At 73.9% G+C, this 24760-nt stretch carries 8 protein-coding genes; 6 read left to right on the top strand and 2 right to left on the bottom strand.

Translation table 11 applies throughout. The annotated features are described in order from the left end of the window. The first annotated feature begins 115 nt into the window (after positions 1 to 115). Positions 116 to 1972 (top strand): glycoside hydrolase family 15 protein, encoded by a 1857-nt coding sequence (locus tag ACFVV1_RS14945; protein WP_389989626.1) that lies wholly within the window; start codon positions 116 to 118, stop codon positions 1970 to 1972. Between the two features lie 241 nt (positions 1973 to 2213). Here the strand turns inward: ACFVV1_RS14945 and ACFVV1_RS14950 are convergent, their stop codons facing one another. Together ACFVV1_RS14950 and ACFVV1_RS14955 are read right to left on the bottom strand one after the other, a co-directional pair. Next, positions 2214 to 3278 (bottom strand): hypothetical protein, encoded by a 1065-nt coding sequence (locus ACFVV1_RS14950; RefSeq protein ID WP_389989556.1) that lies wholly within the window; start codon positions 3276 to 3278, stop codon positions 2214 to 2216. 166 nt (positions 3279 to 3444) lie between these two features. Continuing rightward, positions 3445 to 5529 (bottom strand): B12-binding domain-containing radical SAM protein, encoded by a 2085-nt coding sequence (locus ACFVV1_RS14955; RefSeq protein ID WP_389989558.1) that lies wholly within the window; start codon positions 5527 to 5529, stop codon positions 3445 to 3447. Positions 5530 to 5822: 293 nt separating this feature from the next. Between ACFVV1_RS14955 and ACFVV1_RS14960 the strand changes: the two genes are divergently transcribed. From ACFVV1_RS14960 to ACFVV1_RS14980, 5 genes are read left to right on the top strand one after another with little or no spacing between them, the layout of a single operon-like run. Beyond that, positions 5823 to 20477: an amino acid adenylation domain-containing protein gene (locus tag ACFVV1_RS14960; protein WP_389989560.1), complete on the top strand. Its 14655-nt coding sequence runs from the start codon at positions 5823 to 5825 to the stop codon at positions 20475 to 20477. A gap of 14 nt (positions 20478 to 20491) precedes the next feature. Then, positions 20492 to 20716 carry an MbtH family protein gene (locus ACFVV1_RS14965; RefSeq protein ID WP_389989562.1) on the top strand — a complete coding sequence of 75 codons (225 nt, stop codon included), beginning with the start codon at positions 20492 to 20494 and terminating at the stop codon, positions 20714 to 20716. After that, positions 20713 to 21672: an ATP-binding cassette domain-containing protein gene (locus ACFVV1_RS14970; protein WP_389989564.1), complete on the top strand. Its 960-nt coding sequence runs from the start codon at positions 20713 to 20715 to the stop codon at positions 21670 to 21672. Before ACFVV1_RS14965 ends, ACFVV1_RS14970 begins: the two co-directional genes overlap by 4 nt. After that, positions 21669 to 22424 (top strand): ABC transporter permease, encoded by a 756-nt coding sequence (locus ACFVV1_RS14975; RefSeq protein ID WP_389989566.1) that lies wholly within the window; start codon positions 21669 to 21671, stop codon positions 22422 to 22424. Before ACFVV1_RS14970 ends, ACFVV1_RS14975 begins: the two co-directional genes overlap by 4 nt. A gap of 10 nt (positions 22425 to 22434) precedes the next feature. Next, entirely contained in the window at positions 22435 to 24753 is a 2319-nt protein-coding gene (locus tag ACFVV1_RS14980; RefSeq protein WP_389989568.1) for a lantibiotic dehydratase, read from the top strand. Positions 24754 to 24760 lie beyond the last annotated feature (7 nt).

The raw sequence follows: 24760 nt of genomic DNA on the forward strand, positions 1-24760 counted from the left end.
CCCGTCGACGTGGCAGGGGGAGTGGCACCGCGGCGCCCACTCCCGCTGTCCTGCACGTCGACGACTGGTTAGCCTGAAGAGGGGGTGCGCAGGCTCAGGGAGGTCCGATGTGACTGTGGAGGCCAACGCGAGCGCCGGGACGCCCAATGCTTTCGCATCCCCGGGTGTCGGCGCGCCCCGCTATCTGCCGGTCGCCGAGCACGGCCTGATCGGCGATCTGCGCAGCGCGGCGCTGGTGGACACCAACGGCACCATCGACTGGTACTGCTGCCCGCGCTTCGACGCACCCAGTGTCTTCGCCTCGATCCTCGACGCCGACCGTGGCGGGTATTTCGAGCTCGCGGCGGATGCCGCGACGCGTACCAAGCAGTTCTACTTCCCTGACACCAATGTGCTGATCACCCGCTTCTTCGCGGAGGACGGGGTCGGCGAGGTCCAGGACTTCATGCCGGTACTCGACGATTCGCGCGAGGCCGACCGGCACCGTCTGATCCGCCGCGTGGTGTGCGTGCGCGGATCGCTGCCGTTCCGCGCCCGTGTGGCCCCCCGTTTCGAGTACGGGGCGCAGCCGCACACCGTGCACGTACAGCATGGCCAGGCGGTCTTCGAATCGCCCTCACTCACTCTCGCGCTGACGTCGAGTGTGCCGCTCGAGGTCGCCGGCCAGGACGTATGGTCGCTGTTCAAGCTGCATGAGGGCGAGTCCGCGGTCTTCGCCCTCGACCGGGTCGGCGGCGACGTGTCACCCCGCTTCTGCCCGCTGTCCGAGGCGGAGCAGCAGTTCAACGCCACCGTCGGGTACTGGCGGCGGTGGCTGTCCCGGTCGCGGTACCGCGGTCGCTGGCGGGAGATGGTGCAGCGCTCCGCCCTCACCCTGAAGCTGCTCACCTACGCCCCGACCGGCGCCATCATCGCCGCGCCGACCACCAGCCTGCCCGAACGCATCGGGGGCGAGCGCAACTGGGACTACCGCTACGTATGGATCCGTGACGCAGCGTTCTGTGTGTATGCGCTGCTCAGGCTCGGCTTCACCGAGGAGGCCGAGGCCTTCATGGGTTTCCTTTCCGAGCATGTCCCCCTCGAAGTGACCGGGACGACCGGCCCGCTGCAGATCATGTACGGCATCGACGGGCGCCGTGAGCTGCCCGAGCGCGAGCTGACCCATCTCGAGGGGTACCGGGGCTCGGCCCCCGTACGCGTCGGCAATGGTGCCGTCGACCAGTTGCAGCTGGACATCTACGGGGCGCTCATCGACGCCCTCTACCTCTACGACAAGTGGGGGCAGCCCATCTCCAGTGCGCACTGGGACAGCATCACCGAGGTGGTCGACTGGGTGTGCGACCACTGGGACCAGCCCGACCAGGGGATCTGGGAGACGCGCAGCGGGCGCAAGAACTTCCTCTACTCGCGATTGATGTGCTGGGTGGCGATCGAGCGCGCCATGCGGCTGGCCCAGCATCGCGGTCTGCCCGTCGACATCGTGCGGTGGGGGCGGGCCCGGGATGCGATCTATCGCCGGATCATGCGCCATGGCTGGTCCGACGAGCGGCACGCCTTCGTCCAGTACGAGGACGGCCACGTCCTCGACGCGTCCCTGCTGATGATGCCGCTGGCGAAGTTCGTCTCCCCGACCGACCCGAAGTGGCTCGCCACGCTGGACGCGCTGGGCGAGGACCTGGTGTCCGACTCGCTGGTCTACCGCTACGACCCGCAGGCCAGCACGGACGGACTGCGGGGCGATGAGGGCACGTTCTCGATCTGCTCGTTCTGGTACGTCGAGGCGCTGGCCCGCGCCGGCCGCCTGGACGAGGCCCGACTCGCGTTCGAGAAGATGCTCACGTACGCCAACCACCTCGGTCTGTATGCGGAGGAGATCGGCCACACCGGGGAGCAGCGCGGGAACTTCCCTCAGGCCTTCACCCACCTGGCGCTGATCAGCGCGGCCTTCGGTCTCGACCGCGCGCTCGGCTAGTAAGCACCGTTGCAGTACTAGGGCGTGAGTTCAGGCACCCGTGTGGAACGCGAATCGTCGCTGCCGTCGTCGCTTTCACGACGTCCGTGTCCGCGCCCGAGGCGGCATACGCGGCGCCCCGCTCCTCACCCGACCGTGTCATGAACTCCTTCGCCTTCGGCGAGGTCTGCCGGGCGGCGGCATCCTCCTTGCTGATCTCGCCACCCGTGAGGTGCTTGCCGAGGCCCGATCACCACCGCACTCAAGACGCTGCTTCGATCCAGCGATTGAGCGTCTCGCTCGTGTCGTCGTAGGTGAGCCAGGTCCCGTCTCCGAGCGGGCGCACACAGCTGTCGACGGGGCCCGTGGGATACGCGACCGCCCCGCGTATCTCCAGGGTGCGGGCGTCGAGCAGCCAGTGGCGGGCCCGATCCGGGTCCTCGTCGGATTCGACCGTCGAGGCGATGACGGTGTCGGCGTCGACGAAGCCGCAGCCGTAGTCCCAGCAGGGTGGGTCCTCGTCGTCGGCCGGCTCGGGCGCCTCCTCGGCCAGCACGGCGCCGTCCAGGGCGTGCAGTCTCAGGTCAGCTCCGTAGTGCTCGACTGTCAGGAAGCCCGGAAGCCCCGTGTGGACGTCCGTCAGGATGCGGTCCATGGTCTCGTTGAGGTCCCAGCTGGTCAGCTTCGCGCCGTCCCAGCGCGCCCAGTGGAGCAGGATGCCGTCCTGGCCCATGCCGATGCAGAGACCCATGTGGATGCCGTCCGGGTGGGACAGGTGGTGTGAACCGGAGGCCGCGCTGTCCAGCGGCAGCCGAGCCAGTTCTCGTCCGTCCCGGGCGTCCAGGACGACCCAGCATTCCTGCCAATCCTGGTCCTCCGGCTCGACCACGACATGCGCCCAGACGAGCCGGCCGTCGTCGGAGACCCGGCAGGATCCGTGCTCGAGCCCGCGGCACACCTCCTGCTCGTCCCCCGTGTGCGCGTGGCCGATCTCGGGCCCCCAGCAGCCGTGCCGGTACTCCCACAGCGTCTCTCCGCCCACGCTCACGGCCCTTACCGCGCGCTGGCCCGAGAACACCGCGAAGGAGCCGTCGGGGCTCACCGAGTGAACACCACGGCCCCACCCCGGCCAGGGAAGGGGGAAGACGGCGGTCGGCGCGCGCTCCCCCGCGAAGACCTCGACCAGGTCGTGGACCTCCAGCTCGTGCCCGCTCTCGAGAAGAGCACGGCGCGGCCCGTCTCCACGGCTCTCGAAGGCGAAGCCGTTGACCAGTGCATCCCCACCCGGCAGCCTCACCGAGTCGCGCAGTTGTGCGGTGATCGACATGGCTCGAAGGTATCGGACCCCGCTGACAGCATGGCCGGTGCCGGGAGCTCGGGCGACGCAGACCGGCGTCACGCGTGTACTCGTCCGAGTACCGCTTCGTGTACGTGCTTCCCACCTGGCACTGCTTCCTCTGGAGCCTCAGGTCCCAGTCTTCAGGTGTCCGCAATCAAGAGGAAGCTTCAGTGACGACGTCCACCGCGCGTACGACCACGACCCCCAGGGCCACCAGGTGGTCCAGGAGGCTCACGTCGACCGTGTCGTCGCGGTCGGGGGCCGACTCCGCGTACTCCTGGATCTCGGCGCGCAGACCGGCGGCGGACATCGGGCCCTCTCCGAGACGGCGCAGCACGAACTCCTCCGCACGGCTCAGGGGGTACAGGGCCGAGGCCGCCCTGTCGACGGCGATGGTCAGCGTCATGCGTGACACCTCGAAGACGGGGCGCGCGCCCTGCGCGGCGGGGTCGTCGAAGTGCACGGCCCCGGAGTTGGCCACATGGACCCGCTGCAGCTCGCAGCCGGTGGACAGGGCGACCGTCGCCTCGTCCGGTACCGCCTTTGACGGGCTCGCCGGTTCGCCGGCGGCGGCGAAGAACCGGCGGAACGCGTCCGGGCCCACATCGGCGTTGTAGAGGATGTCCTCCGGCACGTCGATCAGGGCGACCTCCGGGTAGAGGCGCTGGATCCGTTCCATGGCCGCCGCGCCGTCCGACACCTCCTGCGGTGCCGTGTGCCGGAAGTCCAGGTGGTACCAGCGCTTCTTGGGGTCGCCGAGGACGATGATCCCGTACTTCTCGGGGGTGTCGGCGATGGGAGCGCCCTTGAGCAGCCTGAACGTGCCCACGTCCGCACGGGCGATGACGTGCCGGTGGTCGCGGACGAACCGGTAGGTGTCGTCCGCCTCCTCCGCCGTCTCGGACGGGAAGCCGCTGAACACCCCGGCCTCCACGGAGATACCCGCCGAGCTGCACATGCGCAGGATGTTCGACATGCGCTGCCGGTCGGTCCCCTTGACCATCGCCTCCAGCACGCGTTCGTTGGCGCTCTCCATCCCCATGTACAGGCGCACGCAGCCGGCCCGGCGCATGGTGGCGAAGAGTTCGTCCGTCATCCCCTTCTCGAAGCGGGCCACGCCGTGCCATTTGATGTCCGTGCCGCGGGTTATCAGGGCTTCGGATATCTGCTTCAGGTGCAGGGGCAGCATGACGTCGGACTCGAACGAGAACACGCTCTCGCCGGTGGCCTTCTGGATGGTGGCGACGTCCTCGGCGATGAGCTGCGGCGAGCGCATCCGGTACGGCGTCATCTTGATGAACGCGTAGTTGCAGAAAGCGCATTTGTTGAAGTAGCAGCCGCGCGTGGGCATCAGACAGATGATGCGCTTGGGCGCGAAATAGCGGTCCATCGGCATCATCGTGAAGTCCGGTGTGGGCGACCAGTCCAGATCGAGCTGGTAGTGGTCGTCGAGCTGGCTGACGACTTGGCCGTCCACGTACCGGACCATGTTGGCGACGGCGGCGAGGTCGCGCTTGCCGTGCAGCGCGTCGACGAAGTGCAGGAACGTCTCGTCGGCCTCACCGACGAAGAAGGAGTCCAGCCAGCGTCCGAACCGTCCGTCCGCCATCAGCACCTCCTTGCCCCACGTGATCACCGGGCCGCCGAAGGTGAGGTGGATGCCGGGATCCGCTGCGCGGATGCGGTCGGCCAGGATGAACGCGGGTATCAGCTGGGAGAAGTACGGGACGGATATGCCGATCACCTTCGGGGCCGCGGCCAGCAGCGACGGAACGGTGGTCGTCTCGAAGTACCGGGCGAGCGGACCCGCGTCGGTCCGGACGGCTGTTTCGATCTCCTCGTAGGAGTCGTAGGAGCTCGGCGAATAGGAGTACTTGCCGAACCGGACCCGCGGATGCGATGCCGAGAGCAGGTCGCCGGCGAGGTGGAACAGGCGCTTGGCGAACAGCAGCTTCATCGGGTCGTAGAAGTCGACCGGGTCGCGCAGAATGGCGCGCGCCGCGTCGATGTCGGCGATCAGTTCCGCCGCCGTGCCGCTCGTCCGGCCGGGAACGTCCTCGCGGTGCAGCGCCTCGGCCAGCGCGTCCGGTCGCCAGAGATCGTCGAACGCCTCGAGGTTCACGTCGCGCAGCGACACGTCCGCGTAACCGGCCCGTTTCAGGACCGCGCCGAGCAGCGGCAGAGCGCCGTAGGGCAGCGAAGGATCAGCGGCGGGGGGAAAAACGATCGTGATGTTCACGGGGTGCTCCGCGTCGGCGAGGAGGGCTGAGACGGAGGCACATACCCCGCGTCGGAGCGTAGCCCACACACCGCGCCGGGCCAACTGCCATGATCTTGCTCGTTATTGAAGTGAGATTCGGTCAACCCCGGTGCGGGTGCGGATTTCTGTAGCGGTCAAGATCTTGTGGGAGCGCTTCGGGAGGTGGAACCATGTGCCTCCGCACGCGGGGTACGGGAACGGGCGGGCCGGCGTACGGCCGAGGGGACTCGGCGTGCGACGGGAGGGCAAGTGGGGACCGGGGGTTGGCGGCTATGACGGGTTGGAGTACTCCGGCCTCCTTCGACCAGGAGCGGGTGTGGTTCGCGAGCCGGCTGGATCCGGACTCCCCGGCGTTCAACGTCCCCACCGTCGTGCCGCTGTCCGGTGTCGCGCTCGGCGCCGGAGACGTGGCAGCGGCCCTGCGCACCGTCGTGCAGCGCCACGAGGCCCTGCGGACATCTCTGGCGGCGGCTGCGGACGGCTCGCTCCGCCAGACCGTCCACGAGCGCGTGGAACTGACCGTGGACGAGGAGGACCTGCGGTCCCTGGAGCGGGCGGCGGCCGGCAGCCGGACCGAGGAGCTCCTCACCGAGCTGGCCGCGGCGCCCTTCGACCTGACGCGGGCCCCGCTGTTGCGCGCCCGGCTGGTCCGCCTCTCCGAAGCGGACCGGCTGCTGCTGGTGGTGGTCCACCACAGCGCGTTCGACGCCGCCTCGGTGGCCCTGCTGGACCATGAGGTCACCGAGCTGTGCCGGGCGGCCGCGGAGGGCCGCCCCGCCGAGCTTCCGCCGCTGCCCGTGCAGTACGCCGACTACGCCGCCTGGCAGCGCTCCCGGTACGACAGCGGCGAGTTCGAGCCGGACCTGGCCTACTGGCGACGGCGGCTGGCCGGGCTGCCGCCGGTGCATGCCCTGCCGCTGGACCGGCGGCGCCCCCCGGTCCGGAGCAACACCGGTGACACCGTGCGGTTCGCCGTGCCCGAGGAGGTCGGTGACGCGGTGGCCGCGCTCGCGCGGCGCGGCGGCACCACGCCGTTCACGGTGCTGCTCGCGGCGTTCACGGCCCTGCTGGCGCGTACCTCGGGCAGTGCGGACGTGGTGGTCGGCGTTCCCGTGTCCGGACGCGTCCTGCCCGAGGTGGGCGCGCTGATCGGCATGTTCGTCAACACGGTCGTGCTGCGCACCGACGCGTCCGGGAACCCGGCCTTCGGCGAGCTGGTGGCCCGTACCCGCGATGCGGTGGCCGACGCGCTGGAGCACTCCCAGCTGCCGTTCCAGAAGCTGGTCGAGGAGCTGTCGCCCGAACGCGACCCCAGTGTCTCCCCGCTCTACCAGATCGCGTTCAACTACCTGCCCGACTCCGGGAACGAGCTGGTCGACACCGGCACCGCCAAGGACGAGCTCGTTCTGGAACTGGGCCCGCGGGAGGGGCGGCTGAGCTTCCGCACCGACCTGTTCGACCGCCGCACGGCCCAGGCCCTGGCGGAGCGCTACGTCAGGTTCCTGGCCGCTGCCTCGCCGGAGACCCGGCTGGCGGACCTGCCGCTGGCCGGCGCGGAGGAGGAGCGGACGCGGCTCGCGGACGGCCGGGGTCCGCACCGGGAGCTGCCGGCCGGGCTGGTGCCGGAGCTGTTCCAGGCCCGGGCGGCCGCGAGGCCCGGGGCCCCGGCGCTGGTCGGCGCCGGCGTCTGCCTGAGCTACGCCGAGCTGAACAGCCGCGCCAACCGGCTCGCCCGGGTGCTCGTCCGGCGCGGCGCGGGTCCCGAGCGGCGGATCGCCCTGGTTCTGCCGAGGTCCGCGGAGATGATCGTCGCGGTGCTCGCGGTGTTCAAGGCCGGCGCCGCCTACGTACCGGTCGATCCTGACCTCCCCCGGCTCCGCCGGGAGTTCCTGCTGACCGACTCCGCGCCCGCGCTCGTCCTCACCCTCACCGCGACGGCGGACGAGGACCTGGCCGAGGTCCCGGTGCTGGCGCTGGACGACCCGGCCGTGCTCGCCGAGCTGGCCGGGGCCGACGACGCCGACCTCACCGACGCCGACCGGACGGCCCCGCTGCGGACGGCCGGCCTCGCCTATGTGCTGTACACCTCCGGATCGACCGGCCGGCCGAAGGGCGTGGCGGTCACGCACTCCGGGCTGAGCAACCTCGCCCACGCGCACATCGACCTGCTCGGCATCGGGCCGGACGACCGCGTGGCCAACCGGTCGGCCTGGTCCTTCGACACCTCGGTGCTGGAACTGCTGTCGACGTTGCTTGCGGGTGCCGCGCTCGTCGTCACCCCGCACGAACCGGCCCTCCTCGGGGAGGAGCTGGCGGACTGGCTGCGCCGGTACGCGGTGACACACCTCCTCGCACCGACACCGGTCGCGGCCACCCTTCCGGCCGGTGCGCCGCCCACGCTCCGGGTGATCTTCGTCGGCGGCGAGGCGTGCCCGGCCGAGCTGGTCGCACGGCTGGGCGCCGACGTGTCGTTCGTCAACACGTACGGCCCGACCGAGACCACCGTCGTCGCCACCACGTGGCAGGGCCGGCAGCAGCCTCCGACCGCGGTCGCGCCGATCGGACGACCGCTGCAGAACACCACCTGCTACGTGCTGGACGACCGGCTGCACCTGGTGCCGCCCGGGGTCCCGGGAGAGCTGTACGCCGCCGGCCCCCATGTCGCCCGCGGCTACACCGGCCGGTTCGACCTGACCGCCGAGCGGTTCGTGGCCGACCCGTTCGGGGCGCCGGGCACGCGCATGTACCGGACCGGTGACCTGGTGCGCTGGAGCCACGACGGCGACCTCGAGTTCCTCGGCCGGACCGACCGGCAGGTCAAGGTCCGCGGCTACCGGATCGAACCGGGCGAGATCGAGACGGTGCTGACCGAATGCGCCGGTGTCCGGCAGGCCGTCGCAGTGATGGCGGCCGACGACCCGCCGCGGCTGATCGGCTACGTGGTGGCCGAACCGGGGGCCGGGCCCGACCCGGAGGCGCTGCGCGGGGAGCTGGCCGCGGTGCTGCCCCGGCACATGGTGCCCGCGCAGATCACCGTGCTGGAGGCGCTGCCGCTGCTCCCCAACGGCAAGCTCGACCGCACCGCGCTGCCCACCCCGTCCCCGGCCCGGCCCGGGGCCGGCCGCCGGCCCGAGACGGAACGGGAGAAGGTGCTCTGCGCGGCCGTGGCGCACGCCCTGCACCTGGACGAGGCCGGTGCCGACGACGACTTCTTCCAGCTGGGCGGCGACAGCATCTCGGCGATCACCCTGGTGGCCAGGGCGCGCGCCGCGGGACTGCGGATCACCGCACGGCAGGTCTTCCAGCACCGCACCCCCGCGGCCCTGGCCCAGGTCGCCGCCGGGGTGGCCGACGGCGCCCCGGCCGGTGGCGAACCGGCCCCGCTCGTACGCCTGGACGCCGCCGACCGGGACCGGCTGGCCGCCCGTCACCCCGGCCACCACGACGTACTGCCGCTCTCGCCGCTGCAGCAGGGGCTGCTCTTCCACGCCCAGTACGACGAGCAGGCGCCGGACGTCTACACCGTGCAGCTGGTCCTCGACCTCTCCGGCCGGCCGGACGCCGGCCGGCTGCGCGCCGCCGGGTCCGCACTGCTGCGCCGGCACCCCAACCTGCGCGCGGGGTTCTGGACCGACGGCGCCGAACCGGTGCAGGTGATTCCCGTTCCGGGCCCCATGCCCTGGCAGGAGCTGGACCTGCGCCCGCTCGACGCCGGTCGGCAGGACGAGGAGGTACGTTCCTTCCTGGCCGCGGACAAGGCACGCCGGTTCGACCTGTCCGCACCTCCGCTGATCCGGATGTGCCTGCTGCGGCTGGCCGACGACCGGCACCGCCTCGTCCTCACCAGCCACCACATCCTGATGGACGGCTGGTCCATACCGATGCTCCTCGACGAGCTGCTCACCGGCTACGCGGGGGGCCCGGAGCTTCCGCCGCCGCCCGCCTTCCGCGACTACCTCGCCTGGCTGGCCGCGCAGGACCCGGAGCGGTCCCGAGCGGCCTGGCGGCGGGCCCTGGACGGAGCGCGCCCGTGCGCCGTGGCACCGGGCGAGGCCGTGACCCGGCGCCCCGTCACGCCGGAGAGGGTGGACGTGACGCTCTCCGCGGAGGAGACCACCGCGCTCTCGGCCGCGCTGCGCGCCACCGGCGTCACCCTCAACACCCTGACGCAGACGGCCTGGGCGGTGGTGCTCGGCCAGCTCACCGGCCGTGACGACGTCGTCTTCGGCGGCTCGGTGGCGGGGCGTCCGCCGGAGATCCCCGGCGTCGACCGCATGATCGGACTGTTCACCAACACCGTGCCGGTACGGGTCCGGGCGCGGCCGAGGGAAACCCTGACCGCCCTGCTCAGGCGCGTCCAGGATGAGCAGTCCGAGCTGATGGCCCACCAGCACACGGCCCTTGCCGACATCCAGCGCGACGCCGGCGGCGACCTGTTCGACACGATGACGACGCTCGAGAACTACCCCGACGCCGGACAGCTCCTGAACGGGGGCGCCGCGGCGCCCGCCGGAGACGCGGACGGCCTGCGGCTGACCGGGGCGACCGTCGACGACGCCACCCACTACCCGCTCAGCCTCACCGTGGTGCCCGGCACGCGGCTGCTGCTGCGCCTGGAGTACCGGCCCGACCTCTGTTCCGCCGCTGAGGCCGGGTCGATCGCCGCCCGGCTCCGGAGCGTCGTCGCCGGCGTGACCGGCGCCCCGGAGGCGCCGGTCGGCCGGCTGGCGCTGGCCGACGCGGCCGAACGTACGGCGCTGCTGGCCCGGGCGGCCGGTCCGGTCCGGCCCGGCGGCCCCGTCGAAGGGCCCGCCGAGCTGGTGGCCCGGTGGGCCGCAGTCGCGGGCGACCGCACCGCGGTGACCGACGGCGAAACGGTTCTCGGCTACGCGGAACTCGACCGGCGGGCCGACCGCCTCGCCCGGCTCCTCGTCGCGCGCGGTGCCGGGCCGGAGTCCGTCGTCGCGCTGGCGCTGCCCCGGTCGGCCGGGCTGATCGTGGCGGCGCTGGCCGTGGCCAAGGCGGGCGCCGCGTTCCTGTGGGTGGACCCCGGCCTGCCGCCGCTCCGGCAGGCCCGGCTGGTGTCCGGCGCGAAGGCGCTGCTCGCCGTAACGGCGGCGGGCCACGGCGAGGCACTGCCGCCCGGCCTGCCGGCCTTGGACCTGGACGCCCCGGACCACCGGGGCGGCGCGCCGCTCCCGGCCCCGCCGCACCCCGACCACCTCGCCTACGTGCTCCACACCTCGGGGTCCACCGGAACCCCCAAGCCGGTCGCCGTCACCCGGCGCGGCACGCACACGATGGTCCGTGCCCAGCTGGGCCGATTCGGCCTCGACGCCGGGAGCCGGATGGCGCAGCTCGCCCCCTGGAGCTTCGACGCCGCGATGTCCGAATGGCTCACGACCATGGCGGCCGGCGCCGCCCTCGTGCTGCCGCCCGCGGGGGAGCCCCTGGTCGGCGAGGCACTGGCGCGCTGGATCGACACGGCCCGGGTGACGCACGTACAGCTCACGCCCGCCGTCCTGGCCACGTTGCCGGAAGGCTCCCTGACCGGGGTGCGCACCCTGGTCGTCGGCGGCGAGTCCTGCCCGCCGGAGCTCGTGGCCCGCTGGTCGCCCGGCCGGCTGATGATCAACGCGTACGGTCCCGCCGAGGCGAGCGACACGGTGACGCTCGCCGACTGCCGGCCGGACGGCTCCGGCGCGAGGGTGCCGATCGGCACCCCGGTGGCGAACGTGGCGGTCCACGTGCTCGACGCCGCGCTGCGGCCGGTCCCGCCCGGTACGCCCGGCGAGTTGTACGCCGCCGGCCCCGGCGTGACACGGGGCTACCTCGGCAGGCCGGCGGACACCGCCGAGCGCTTCGTGGCCTGCCCGTTCGGACCGCCGGGCGCCCGCATGTACCGCACCGGCGACCTGGCGCGCTGGACCGCCGGGGACGAGCTGGAGTTCCTCGGCCGGGTCGACCGGCAGGTGCAGGTGCACGGCGTCCGGATCGAACCGGCCGAGGTCGAGGCCGCGCTGGCCGACTGCCCCGGCGTCGGCCAGGCCGCCGTGCTCGCGGTGGGCGAACCGCCCCGGCTGGTGGCGTACGCCGCACCGGGCGCGGGTCGAGAGCTGCCGTCACCCGCCGACATGATCGACTGGCTCGCCGGAGTGCTGCCCCGGTACCTGGTGCCCTCGGCCGTGGTCCCGCTGGCCGCGCTGCCGCTCAACCGCCACGGGAAGGTCGACCGGCACATGCTGCCGGACCCGGGGGCGCCGCGCCGCGGTGCGCCCCGGGAGCCGGGCACCGAACGCGAACGGGTGCTCTGCGCCGCCGTCGCCGACACCCTGCGCCTGGACTCCGTGGGCCCGGACGACGACTTCTTCGGGATCGGCGGCGACAGCATCTCCTCGATCCAGCTGGTGGCCCGGGCACGGGCGGCGGGGCTACGGCTGACCGCCCGGCAGATCTTCGAGCACCGGACGGCGGCAGCACTGGCGGCGGTCGCCTCCGCTCTGCGGACCGAGGACGACGTGGACGTGGCGGTCGGCCCGCTGGAGGTGTGGCCCATCGCCGCCTGGCTGCGCGAACGCGCGGCGCCTCTGGACGGCTTCGCCCAGTCGACCGTGCTCGGCACCCCCGCCGGCACCACCCGGGAGCAGTTGCTGACGGCGATCGGCGCGCTGCTCGACCGGCACGACGCACTGCGGCTCCGGCTGCTGCGGCCGCAGTGGACACTGGAGATCGCCCCGCGCGGCGCGGTGTCCGCGGCCGACTGCTGGCGGCGCGTCGACGTGCGGGGGCTGGACCGGGAGGCCCTGCGTACCGCCATCGACACCGAACGCGCCGGCGACGGGGGCGGATTCGACCTCGCGGCCGGTGTGGTGCTGCGGGCGGTGTGGTTCGACGCCGGTCCGCGGGAGCCCGGCCATCTGCTGCTGTCCGTCCATCATCTGGCCGTCGACGGATACTCCTGGCGGGTGCTGGTGCCCGACCTGACAGCAGCCGCTGGTTCGGCGGCGGCCGGGGAACCGGTGCGGCTGCCCGCGGTGGGCACCTCGCTGCGCCGGTGGGTGCGGCTCCTCCACGAGCAGGCCGGCGGACCGCGGCGCCGTGCCGAACTGCCGTACTGGCTCCGGGTCACGGCACCGACCGCGGCCCCGGCGCTCGCCCGGCGGCCGCTGGATCCGGCCCGGGACACCTACGGCCGGGCCCGGTTCCGCACCTGCTTCGTCCCGGCGGAGCTGACGGCCGAACTGCTGACGACGGTCCCGGCCGCCTTCGGCGGCACCGTCCAGGACCTGCTGCTGACCGCGCTGGCCATGGCCGTCGCCGAGCACCGCCGGGACCGCGGGGAACCGGACGACGGCACCCTGCTGGTCGATGTCGAGGGCCACGGCCGCGAGGAGATCGCCGAAGGCGTCGATCTCACCCGCACCGTGGGCTGGTTCACCAGCATGTATCCGGTGCGGCTGCGGCTCGGCGAGCAGGATCCGGCCGAGCTGTTCGACGGCGGTCCCGCGACCGGCCGCGCCGTGAAGCGGGTCAAGGAGCAGCTGCGCTCGGCGCCGGACGCCGGTCTCGGCTACGGCATGCTGCGCCACCTCGACCCCGACACGGCCGCCGCCCTCGCGGACCGCGCCGCTGCCGAGATCCTCTTCAACTACCTGGGCCGGTTCGACGGGCAGTCGGGTACCGGTGCGTGGAGCCCGACGGTGGAGTCGGGAGAGCTGGCCGGCGGGCTCGACCCGCACATGGCCATGCCGCATGTCATGGAGCTCAACGCCATGGTGGTCGGCGGCCCTTCCGGGCCCGCCCTGGCGGCGACCTGGTCGTGGGCCCCCGGCGCGCTCGACGACGCGACCGCCGCCGAACTGGCCGACGGCTGGCAGCGGGCGCTGCACGCGCTGTGCGCGCACGTGCGTGCACACGGCGGCGGCCGCACCCCGTCGGACTTCCCGCTCGCCCGGCTGGACCAGGACGAGGTCGACCTGGTGACGCGTGAGCAGCCGGGCGTCCGGGACATCCTGCCGCTCACGCCGCTGCAGGAGGGACTGCTCTTCCACAGCGGCTACGACGACGGCCCCGACCTGTACACGATGCAGCTCTACGTCGACCTGGTCGGCCCGGTGGACGCCGCCGCCGTCCGGCGGGCGGGCCGGCTGATGCTGCGCCGGCACCCGAACCTGCGGGCCGCGTTCCGCTGGCAGGGTCTGCGCCGCCCGGTCCAGGTGATCACGGACCACGACGACTTCGCGTGGCAGGAGACCGATCTGAGCGCCCTGGGCGAGACAGACCGCCGGGCGGCGCTGGACCGGCTGCAGGCCGCCGACCGCGACCAGCGGTTCGACCTCACCCGGGCACCCCTGATGCGGATGGCCCTCGTCCGGCTCGCACCGGACCGGCACCGGCTGCTGGTGACGCACCACCACACGCTGATCGACGGCTGGTCCACACCGCTGTTCGTGCGGGAACTCCTCAGGCTGGCCGCCGACGGGGGCGACACGGGCGCACTGCCGCCGGTGCGCCCGTACCGCGACTTCCTCGCCTGGCTCGACGGCCAGGACACGAAGGCCTCCGTCGCGGCCTGGGTTCGGGCGCTGGCGGAGCTGGACGGCCCCACCCTGGTGGCCGGCGACCGCGGCACGCGGCACCTGCCGGTCCGCCCGCGGGAGCTGACGGCCGAACTGGACGCGGCCGCCACCGCCGCCCTCACCGCGGCGCTCCGCGAGCACGGACTGACCCTGCACACCGTCGTGCTCGGCGTATGGGCGACGGTGCTGGCCCGGCTGACCGGCCGCGACGACGTGGTGTTCGGCGCCACGGTGTCGGGCCGGCCGGGCGAGCTCGACGGATCCGGCGAGATGCTCGGGCTGTTCATCAACACGGTGCCGGTGAGGATCCGGCTGCGCCCGGGCGACACCGTCGCCCGGCTCTTCCGGGAGATCACCGCCGGCCAGGCGGAGCTGCTCGCCCACCACCACGTGCCGCTCAGCGAGATCCAGCGGACGACCGGGCACGACGCGCTCTTCGACACCGCCGTCGTGGTGGAGAACTTCCCGGCCGGCGCGGAGGACGACGCCGGGCCGACAGACACCCTGCAGGTCTCCGGGGCGGGCGGCTACGACGCCACGCACTACACGCTGGACCTGACCGTGGTGCCGCACGAGCGGCTGCGGATCGTGCTGCGCCACCGGCCGGACACCTTCGGGCAGGCCGCGGCGACGGCCGTCCTCGACCAGGTGGTGGAGCTGCTGCGCACCGTCGTGGCCGAACCGGAGGCCCCGGTGGGGAGGTTGCGGGCGCCGGCCGGTGCCGAGCGGTCCCGCCGGCTCGCCGCGGGCGCGGCCCGGCCGTGGGCCGGCACTCCCCCGCTGCCGGCGGAGGGCCTCCTGCCGGACCTGTTCGAGGCCCGGGCCGCCGCCTGTGCCGAGCGCACCGCCGTCGCCGACGGCGACCGCTCCTACGGCTATGCCGAACTCAACGCCCGGGCCAACCGGCTGGCCCGACTGCTGGTCGCACGCGGAGCCGGGCCCGAGCAGGTGGTGGCCGTGGCGGTGCCGCGCTCCGTGGACGCGGTCGTCGCGGTCCTGGCGGTGGCGAAGACCGGCGCCGCGTTCCTCCCCGTCGACCTGGACTATCCGGCGCAGCGGGTGGCGGTCATGTTCGCCGACGCGCGGCCGTGCCTGGCGGTGGCCACCGCCGCGACGGCCGGGGCGCTGCCCGCGGGGGTCGCGCCGCTGCTGCTCGACGAGGCGCTCGCCGAACCGGGCGGCGCCGGCCCGGCGGACACCGACCTCACCGACGCCGACCGACTCGGTCCGCTGCGGCCGGAGAACCCGGCCTACGTGCTGTTCACCTCGGGCTCGACCGGAACGCCCAAGGCGGTCGCCGTCACCCACGCCGGGGTGGCGAACATGGCCGCCGTGCAGATCGACCGGTTCGGCGTGGACGCCGACTGCCGGGTGTCGCAGCTCGCGTCCTGGAGCTTCGACGCGGCCATGTCCGAGCTGTGCACCGCCCTGCTCTCCGGAGCCACGCTGGTACTGCCCCCGCCCGGCACCGTGCTCGCCGGCGACCCCCTCGCGCGCTGGATCGAGCAGAGCAAGGTCAGCCACGTCCAGTTGACGCCCGCCGTCCTCGGCACCCTGCCCGACGACGCGCTGGCCGGCGTCGGCACGCTCGTGGTCGGCGGCGAGGCGTGCCCCGGGGAGCTGGCGGAACGCTGGTCCGCCGGGCGCCGGATGATCAACACGTACGGGCCGACCGAGGCGGCCGACACGGTCACCCTCGCCGACTGCGGCCCCGCGGCGGGCGCCGCCGTCGCACCCATCGGCCGCCCGGTGCCACGCGTCGGGGCGTACGTGCTCGACGCCACCCTGCAGCCGGTCGCCGAGGGCGCCGCCGGTGAGCTGTACGTCACCGGCGCCGGGCTGGCCCGCGGTTATCTCGGCCGGCCCGCGCGCACGGCGGAGCGGTTCCTGGCCTGCCCGTTCGGGGAGCCCGGCGAGCGGATGTACCGCACCGGCGACCTGGTCCGCCGGCGGGCGGACGGCCAACTGGAGTTCCTGGGGCGCGCCGACCAGCAGGTGAAGATCCGCGGGGTGCGCGTGGAGCTCGCCGAGATCGAGGCCGCCGTCACCGCGCTCCCCGCGGTGGCGCGGGCGGCCGTGGTCGTCCGCGAGGACCGGCCCGGTGACGCCCGCCTGGTGGCCTACGCGGTACCGGCGCCCGGCGCCCGGCTGGACGGGGCCGCGGCGCGCAGGAGCCTGGCCCGGGCGCTGCCGCGCGCCCTCGTGCCGGCCGCCGTGGTGGCGCTCCACGAGCTGCCCGTCACCCCCAACGGCAAACTCGACCGCAAGGCGCTGCCCGCGCCGCTGCCCGCCGCGGCCGGCACCCGGGCGGCCCGTACCCCGGCCGAACAGGTGCTGTGCGAACTGTTCGCCGACGTGCTGGGCGCGCCCGTGGTCGGCGCCGACGACGACTTCTTCGACCTCGGCGGCCACTCCCTGCTGGCCACTCGGCTGACCGGCCGGGTGCGGGACGCCCTCGGGGCGGACGTGGACGTCCGGACGCTGTTCGAGCACCCCACCCCGGCCGCCCTGGCGGCGGAGCTGGCCGACCGCGAAGGCGGTCCGGTGCGCCCGCGGCCGGAGCCGGCCGCCCGGCCGGCGCGGCTGCCGCTCTCGTACGGGCAGCGGCGGTTCTGGTTCCTCAACGAGCTCGCCGGCGGTGCCGTCAACAACAGCATGCCGCTGGCACTGAGGCTGCCCGGCGACGCGGACGCCACGGCGTTGCGACACGCCCTCGACGACGTCGTGGCCCGGCACGAAAGCCTGCGCACGGTGTTCCCCACCGGGCCCGACGGCGTCCCCTACCAGCACGTGCCGGCCGACGGCCGGGCACCGCTGAGCACCGTCGGGTGCGCCACCGAGGACGTGCCCGCGGCGATGGCCGCGGCGCTCGGCCGCGGCTTCGACCTCGCCACGCAGACCCCGCTGCGCGCCCACCTGTTCACCGCCGGCTCCGGCGAATCCGTCGTGCTGCTCGTGCTGCACCACATCGCCGGCGACGGCTGGTCGCTGGGTGTCCTCGCCGACGACCTGCACACCGCGTACGAGTCCCGGCTGGCGGGCCGCGCCCCCGCGTGGCAGCCGCTGCCGGTCCAGTACGCCGACGTCACCCTGTGGCAGCGCAGCCTGCTCGGCGCGCCGGACCGGCCCGACAGCCGGCACTCCCGCCAGCTGGAGCACTGGCGCCGCACGCTCGCCGGCCTGCCCGACTGCACCCCGCTCCCGACGGACCGGCCGCGCACCGCCGCGACCGGCGACCACGGCGGTACCGTCACCCTCGGTGTCGACGCCGACCTGCACGCGCGCCTGCTGGGCGTCGCCAGGCGCACCGGGACCACCCTGTTCATGGTGCTGCAGACGGCGCTGAGCGCCCTGCTGACCCGGCTGGGCGCGGGCACCGACATCCCGATCGGCACGCCGGTGTCCGGCCGCGGCGACGCGTCCCTGGACCGGCTCGTCGGCTGCTTCGTCAACTTCCTGGTGCTGAGGGCCGACACCGGCGGCGATGCGACGTTCCGCCAGCTGCTGGGGCGGGTGCGGAAGGCGGACCTGGACGCCTACGCGCACGCGGACCTGCCGTTCGAGTCCCTGGTCGAGGCGCTCAACCCGGCCCGGACACCGGCCCGGCATCCGCTGTTCCAGGTGGTGCTCTCGCTGCAGACGGCCACGGCGGCGGACGGCGGCTTCGAAGAACTGCCGGTCGAACCGGCCACCGCCCAGTTCGACCTGTTCTTCGAGGTCACCGAGCGGCGCGGAACCGACGGCGCACCGCAGGGCCTGGACTGCCACCTCGGCTACCGCGGCGATCTGTACGACCGCGGCACCGCGCAGGCGTTCCACCGGTGGTTCGGGATGCTGCTGCGCGCCATGGCCGCCGACATCGACCAGCCCGTCAGCCACCCGCGGCTGCTCACCGGCGCCGAGCGCCGGCGCCTGCTCCACGAGTGGAACGCCACCGGGGCTCCGGCGGCCCCGGACGTCGTGACCGCGCTCCAGCGGCAGGTGCTGCGCACCCCGGAGGCCGACGCCGTCATCGGCGAGACCGGCACGCTCAGCTACACCGGCCTCGACCGGCGGGCCAACCGGCTCGCGCACCATCTGATCGGCCGGGGCGTCGGCCCGGGCGCGCTGGTCGCCCTGCTGCTGCCGCGGACCGAGGAGTTCCTGGTCGCCGTGCTCGCGGTGCTCAAGGCCGGAGCGGCGTACCTGCCACTGGACCCCGACCACCCCTCCGACCGCCTGCGTCACGTACTCGACGACGCCGCACCCGATCTGGTGCTGGAGGCGGTGCCGGACGACGGCGCCCTGGCCGCGGCCGGCTGTCCGGGCACCGCCCCCGACGACGCGGACCGGCCGGCCGGCCCGCCGTCCGCGTCCGACCCGGCGTACGTCATCTACACCTCGGCGACCACCGGCCCGCCCAAGGGCGTGGTCATCGGCCGGGGGGCCCTCGCCAACCTGCTGGCCGCCCTGCGCGGCATCCTGCGGCTGACCCCTCGCGACCGGATGCTGTCGGTGACCACCGCGGCCTTCGACATGTCGGTGCCGGAGCTCTACGGTCCGCTGCTGAGCGGCGCCGCCGTCGTGTTGGCCGGTCCGCGGACGGTCCGCGACCCGGTGGCGCTGGCCCGGCGGTGCGCGGAGACCTCGGTCACCGTCGTGCACGCCACCCCCTCGCTGTGGCAGTCCCTGGCCGAATCCGTTCCGGAACTGCTGCCCGGGCTGCGGAAGTTCACCGGCGCCGAGGCGCTGCCCGCCGGGCTGGCCGGCCGGCTGTCCGGCCCCGGCGGCGAGCTCACCAACCTGTACGGTCCGACCGAGACCACCGTGTGGTCCACCGCGGCCCGCCTCATCGGCCCGGTGGACGGGCAGCCGATCGGCACTCCGCTGGCCAACACCCGGGCCTACGTGCTCGACGAACGGCTGCAGCCGGTCCCGCCCGGGGTGACCGGGGAGCTGTACCTCGCCGGCGCCGGGCTCGCGAACGGCTATCTGCGTCGGCCCGCGCCGACCGCCGAACGGTTCACGGCCTGCCCGTGGGGACGGCCCGGCGAGCGCATGTACCGCACCGGCGACCTGGCCCGCTGGACGTCCGCGGGGCAGCTGGAGTACTGCGGCCGGGCCGACCAGCAGATCAAGCTCCGCGGGTTCCGGATCGAGCCGGGCGAGGTCGAAGCGGCCCTGGTCTCCCATCCGGATGTGGCCCGGGCGGCGGTCCTCGCGCGCGAGGACCGGCCCGGCGACCGGCGGCTGGTGGCCTATGTCGTACCGGAGGCGGGCGTTGGCGTCGACCCGGCGGCGCTGCGCGCGCACGCGGGCCGCACCCTGCCGCCCTACATGCTGCCGAACGCGATCGTCGCGCTCGCGGCGCTGCCGCGGACGCCGAACGGCAAGCTCGACCGCCGGGCGCTCCCCGCGCCGTCGGCCGCCCGCGCGGGCCTCGCCGCCCGCAGCCACCGCGAGGAGCTGCTGTGCCAGCTCTTCGCCGAGGTGCTCGGCGTACCGCGCGTCGGCGTCGACGACAACTTCTTCGACCTCGGCGGCCATTCGCTGCTCGCCGCCACGCTGGCCGGCCGGATCCGGGCCGAGCTGGGCGCCGAACTGGGCCTCGGCCTGCTGTTCGAGCACCCGACGGCGGGCGGTCTCGCCGCGCGGCTGGACGGCGGCGGCGAACGCGGGCTGGGCGTGCTGCTGCCGATCCGCACCACGGGAAGCCTGGCGCCGCTGTTCTGCGTGGCGCCCATCGCCGGCCTCGCCTGGTGCTACACGGGCCTGCTGCGGCACCTGGACCCCGAGCGGCCGATCTACGGCCTGCAGTCCCGGCTCGCGGCTCCTGGCCGCCCGCTGCCCGGCTCGCTCGCCGAGGTCGCCGCCGACCACCTCGAGCAGATCCGCTCCGTACAGCCCACCGGCCCGTACCACCTGCTCGGCTGGTCGTACGGCGGGCTGGTGGCGCACGAGCTGGCCGGGCAGCTGCGGCACGAGGGGGCGCCGGTCGGGCTGCTGGCCCTGCTCGACGCCTATCCGCTGGCCGACGGCGAACTGGACGCCCCCCTTGACCCGGTGGCCGCGCTGCACCGCCTGCTGGGCCCGGACACGGCCGCCGACCTGGCCTCCGAGCTGGCCGGGGTGGTGGCCAACAACGCCCGGCTGGCCGGGGCGCACCGCCCCGGGCTCTTCGACGGGGACATCGACCTGTTCCACGCGACCGGAGAACCCGGAGCGGCCCGGCCGGCGGCCTGGGCCGATCACACCACCGGTGACCTGCGTGTGCACCGGATCGCGTGCGCGCACGACGACATGACCCGGCCCGAGCACCTGCGCCGGATCGGCGCCGAGCTCGACATCCGGCTGAGACCACAGCCCTGAAGGAGCAGAACACCATGACCAATCCGTTCGACGACGCCGAGGGCCGCTTCCTGGTCCTGGTCAACGACGAGGGCCAGCACTCGCTGTGGCCCTCGTTCGCCGAGGTGCCCGCGGGCTGGACGGTGGCGCACCCGGAGGACGGCCGCCAGGCGTGCCTGGACTACGTCGAGACGCACTGGACGGACATGCGGCCCCGGAGCCTGGTGCGGTCGATGGAGGATGCCGGGCCGACGTCGTGATCGAGGCCCGTGGTCTGTGCAAGACCTTCCGCAGCCGCAAGGTCAGCGTTCCGGCGGTGCGCGATCTCGACCTGGACGTCGCCGAGGGGGAGATATTCGGCTTCCTGGGCCCGAACGGCGCCGGCAAGTCGACCCTGATGCGGATGCTGACCACGCTGCTGCCGCCGGACGGCGGCGAGGCCACGGTGGCCGGCGCCGACCTGCGCCGGCACCCGCGCCGGGTGCGCCGGCGGATCGGTTACGTGGCCCAGGGCCCGGCCACCTGGCGGCTGGTCACGGCCTGCGAGGAACTGGTGATGCAGGGGCGCCTGCACGGCATGTCGAAGGCGGCCGCCACGCGCCGCGCGGCCGAGGTCGTCGACGCGCTCGGCATGGCGGACTTCGCGGACCGGCAGTGCCGCACCTACTCCGGCGGCCAGCGGCGGCGGGTGGACATCGCCCTGGGCGTCGTGCACGAACCGGTGCTGCTGTTCCTCGACGAGCCGACCACGGGACTCGATCCGGCGAGCCGCAGCGACCTGTGGCAGGAGGTGCGCCGGCAGCGCGCCGCCGGCACCACGATCTTCGTCACCACGCACTACCTGGACGAGGCCGACGCGCTGTGCGACCGGGTGGCCGTCATGGACCACGGGACCGTCGTCGCGGTCGGCTCGCCCGCCGAACTGAAGCGGGCCGTCGGCGGCGACGTGGTGACCCTGCGGTTCGCCGGCGGGACCGACGCGGCGACCGCAGCCGCGGTGCTGGCGCGGGAACCGGGCCTGCAGCAGGCCGACACCCGCCGGGAGCGGCTGCGGCTGCACGTACCCGACGGCACCACGGCGATTCCCGGCCTGCTCGGCGCGCTGCACGAGGCCGGCACCAGACCGGTGGCCATCGAACTGCACCAGCCCAGCCTCGACGACGTCTTCATGGCTCACACCGGGCGCTCGCTGGCCGACGAGGATGGCCCGGCGTGATCACCTTGGCGCGGGAGATCTGGATCGTCTTCACCCGGTCCCTGCGGCTGAGCCTGCGCGAACCGCTCATGGTGCTGGTCGCGCTGGCTCCGCCCGTGTACTTCGTGGTGCTCTTCGGGCCGCTGTGGGAGCGTTCGCTGGGCATGTCCCGCGACCAGTCCTATTCGGTGTTTTTGCCCGGACTCCTGGTGGAGATCGCCGTGTTCGGCACCATCTTCGCCGGCGTGGGCCTGGTCAGCGAGATCCACGCCGGACTGCTGGAGCGGATGCGGGTCACGCCGGTCAGCCGGACGGCGCTGCTGCTGGGCCGGTGCGCGCGGGACATCTTCATGCTGCTCGTCCAGGGCTCGGTCCTGGTGGCCCTCGCCGTGCCGTTCGGCTTCCCGCTGCGGGCCGGACCGCTGCTGCTGACCTTCGTGCTGATGGCGTTCGTGGCCCTGGCGGCGACCTCGCTGTCGTACGCGCTGGCGACCGTCGTGCGCTCGGAGATGTCCCTCGCGGCCCTGGCCAACATCATCAACCTTCCCCTGATGCTGACGTCCGGCATCCTCCTCCCGGTCGCCTACGCCCCCGACTGGCTGCGCCTGGTCTCCGAGTTCAATCCGGTGCAGCACGCGGTGGTCGCCTCCCGGGCGCTGTTCGCCGGCACCTACAGCGACCCCTCGGTGGTCCGGGCACTGGTGATCGTGGTCGTCGTAGGGGGTTTGTCGGCCGCCTGGGCCGTCCGTCGTTTCACCCGCAGCATCCACTGATCAGGAGCCGGTGACCACCTTGTCCGACCATCTCGTCCCCCTGCCCGGCACCTCGTGGAGCGTGTGGCGGCACACCCTGGTGCGCTCCGCCGGATTCCCCGCCGACGGCGTCGCCGCGTTCTGCGCGCCGGAGCTGGCCCGGACCGTGGACCGGCATCTGGAAGGTGCCGGTGAAGCCGCCCGGGTCGACGCCGCGTTCGCCGCCGCGATGACCGAACTGGGCCGGGCCGTCCACGACGTGTGCGCCGATCCGCTGTTCCGCCAGGCGGTCACCTGGCAGAACCCCGGAGCGCTCAGCTCCGTCGCCGGGGTGCTGCGCGACGGGCCTGCGGCGCGGCGGAACGAACGCCGCCGCCGCCGGGAGGAGATCGTCGCCAAGTACTGGCAGCGGTACTGCACCAAGAACGACACGATCGGCTTCTTCGGTCCGATGTGCTGGTCGACGGTGGACAACGGCGGTCCGCGACTGGAGGTCCGGCACGGGCCGGCGCTCGTCCGGGACACCGCGGTGCACTTCGAGTGGTGGGCGCTCGACGCGCTGGCGGCGCACATCGCGACCGACGAACGGCTGCGCCCCTGGCTGCCCGTGGCCAGGCAGCCGCAGCTGCGTCTCGACGGCCGCCGGCTGGTGTGGCCGAACCGGCCCGCGCAGGACCTGCCGGCCGGCGCCGCCGAGTTGGTGGCCCGCTGCGACGGGCGTCGGCGGGCCGGCGAGCTCGCGGCCGGGCTGACCGCGGCCGGCACGTTCCGCCGCCCGGCCGACGTGTACGCCCAGCTCGACGAGCTCACCGCCGCCGGGGTCCTGCGGCTCGGTTTCGACCTGCCGATGGACCTCGGCGCCGAACGGCTGCTGCGCGAGCGGCTGGACGGCATCGGCGACGCCGGGGCCCGGGCGTGGGCGCTGGGGACGATGGACCGGCTGTGCGACGCCCGCGACGCGGTGGCCGCCGCCGACGGACCGGACGAACTCGCCCGGGCCATGGCCGCGTTGGAGGACACCTTCACCGGCATCACCGGCCAGGACGCCCGGCGGCGGCCCGGCGAGACGTACGCCGGCCGCACGCTGTGCCACCTGGACAGCGTCCGCGACCTGGATGTCACCGTCGGCGGGGACGTGCTGGCCCGGCTGGCCGGCCTGGCGCCGTTGCTGCAGTCGGCGCGCTGGCTGTCGGCCCGGATCGCGGCGGCGTACACGGCGGCGCTCACCGAGCTGTACCGCGAGCTGGCCGCCGACGCCGGCGGTACGGAGGTGCCGCTGCGGGAGCTGTGGTTCATGGCCCAGGCGCTGGTCTTCGGCGACGAGCGGCCCGCGGACCCGGTGGTCGCCGACTTCCTGGGCCGGTGGACGGCGGTGCTCGGCCTGGAGGACGTCCGCCACGGCACCGCCGAACTGCGGTTCACCGCCGAGGAGCTCGGCGCCCGTGTCGCCGAGGCGTTCCCCGCCGACCGGCCGGGCTGGTCCGAGGCACGGGTGCACAGCCCGGACGTGCACCTGTGCGCCACGGATGCCGAGGCGCTGGCCCGCGGTGACTACACCCTCGTGCTCGGCGAGCTGCACATCGCCTCTGCCGCGTTCGACACGCAGTTCTTCGCGCTCGGGCACCCCGAACCGCAGGTGCTGCGCGAGGCCCTGGCCGCCGACCTGCCGGACAGCCGGGTCCGTCTGCTGCTGCCGCACGACTGGCCGCGGCACTGCTCCCGCAACGCGTACTGGATGCACGGGCCGCACGATGTGGAACTGGGCTTCGTCCCGGCCCCGGGGGCGGACCCCGACCGGCTCGTACCGGTCACGGCCCTGACCGTCGCGGACGCACCGGACGGGCTCGTCGCCCGGGCGGAGGACGGCCGGCAGTGGCCGATCCTCGAGGTCTTCGCGAACATGCTGGGCCTGCAGGCGTTCGACACCTGGAAGCTGGCCGGCGCCGACGGCCACACGCCGCGGATCACGGTGGACGACCTCGTACTCGTCCGCCGCACCTGGCGGTCCACGGTCGGCGCCGGCGGGCTGGCCGACGTCACCGGCGAGCAGCAACGGTACGTGGCGGCCCGCCGCTGGCGGCGGGCCGCGGACATGCCCGAGCAGGTCTACGTCCGGGTCGCCACCGACATCAAGCCGCAGTTCGTCGACTTCACCAGCCCGGTGTACGTGCGCCTGCTCTGCACCATGCTGCGCGGGGCCCGGGCGAAGGGCGGCGACGGCGTGGAGGTGATCGTCACCGAGGCGCTGCCCACGGCCGAGCACGCCTGGCTGGCCGATGGGCAGGGCCGGCGGTACTCCTCCGAGCTGCGGCTCCAGATCATCGATCCGGAGCCGCCCGGCCGGCCCTGACCGCCGG

Origin of the sequence: Streptomyces sp. NPDC058092, from assembly GCF_042884935.1 — a bacterium.
GTDB lineage: Bacteria > Actinomycetota > Actinomycetes > Streptomycetales > Streptomycetaceae > Streptomyces.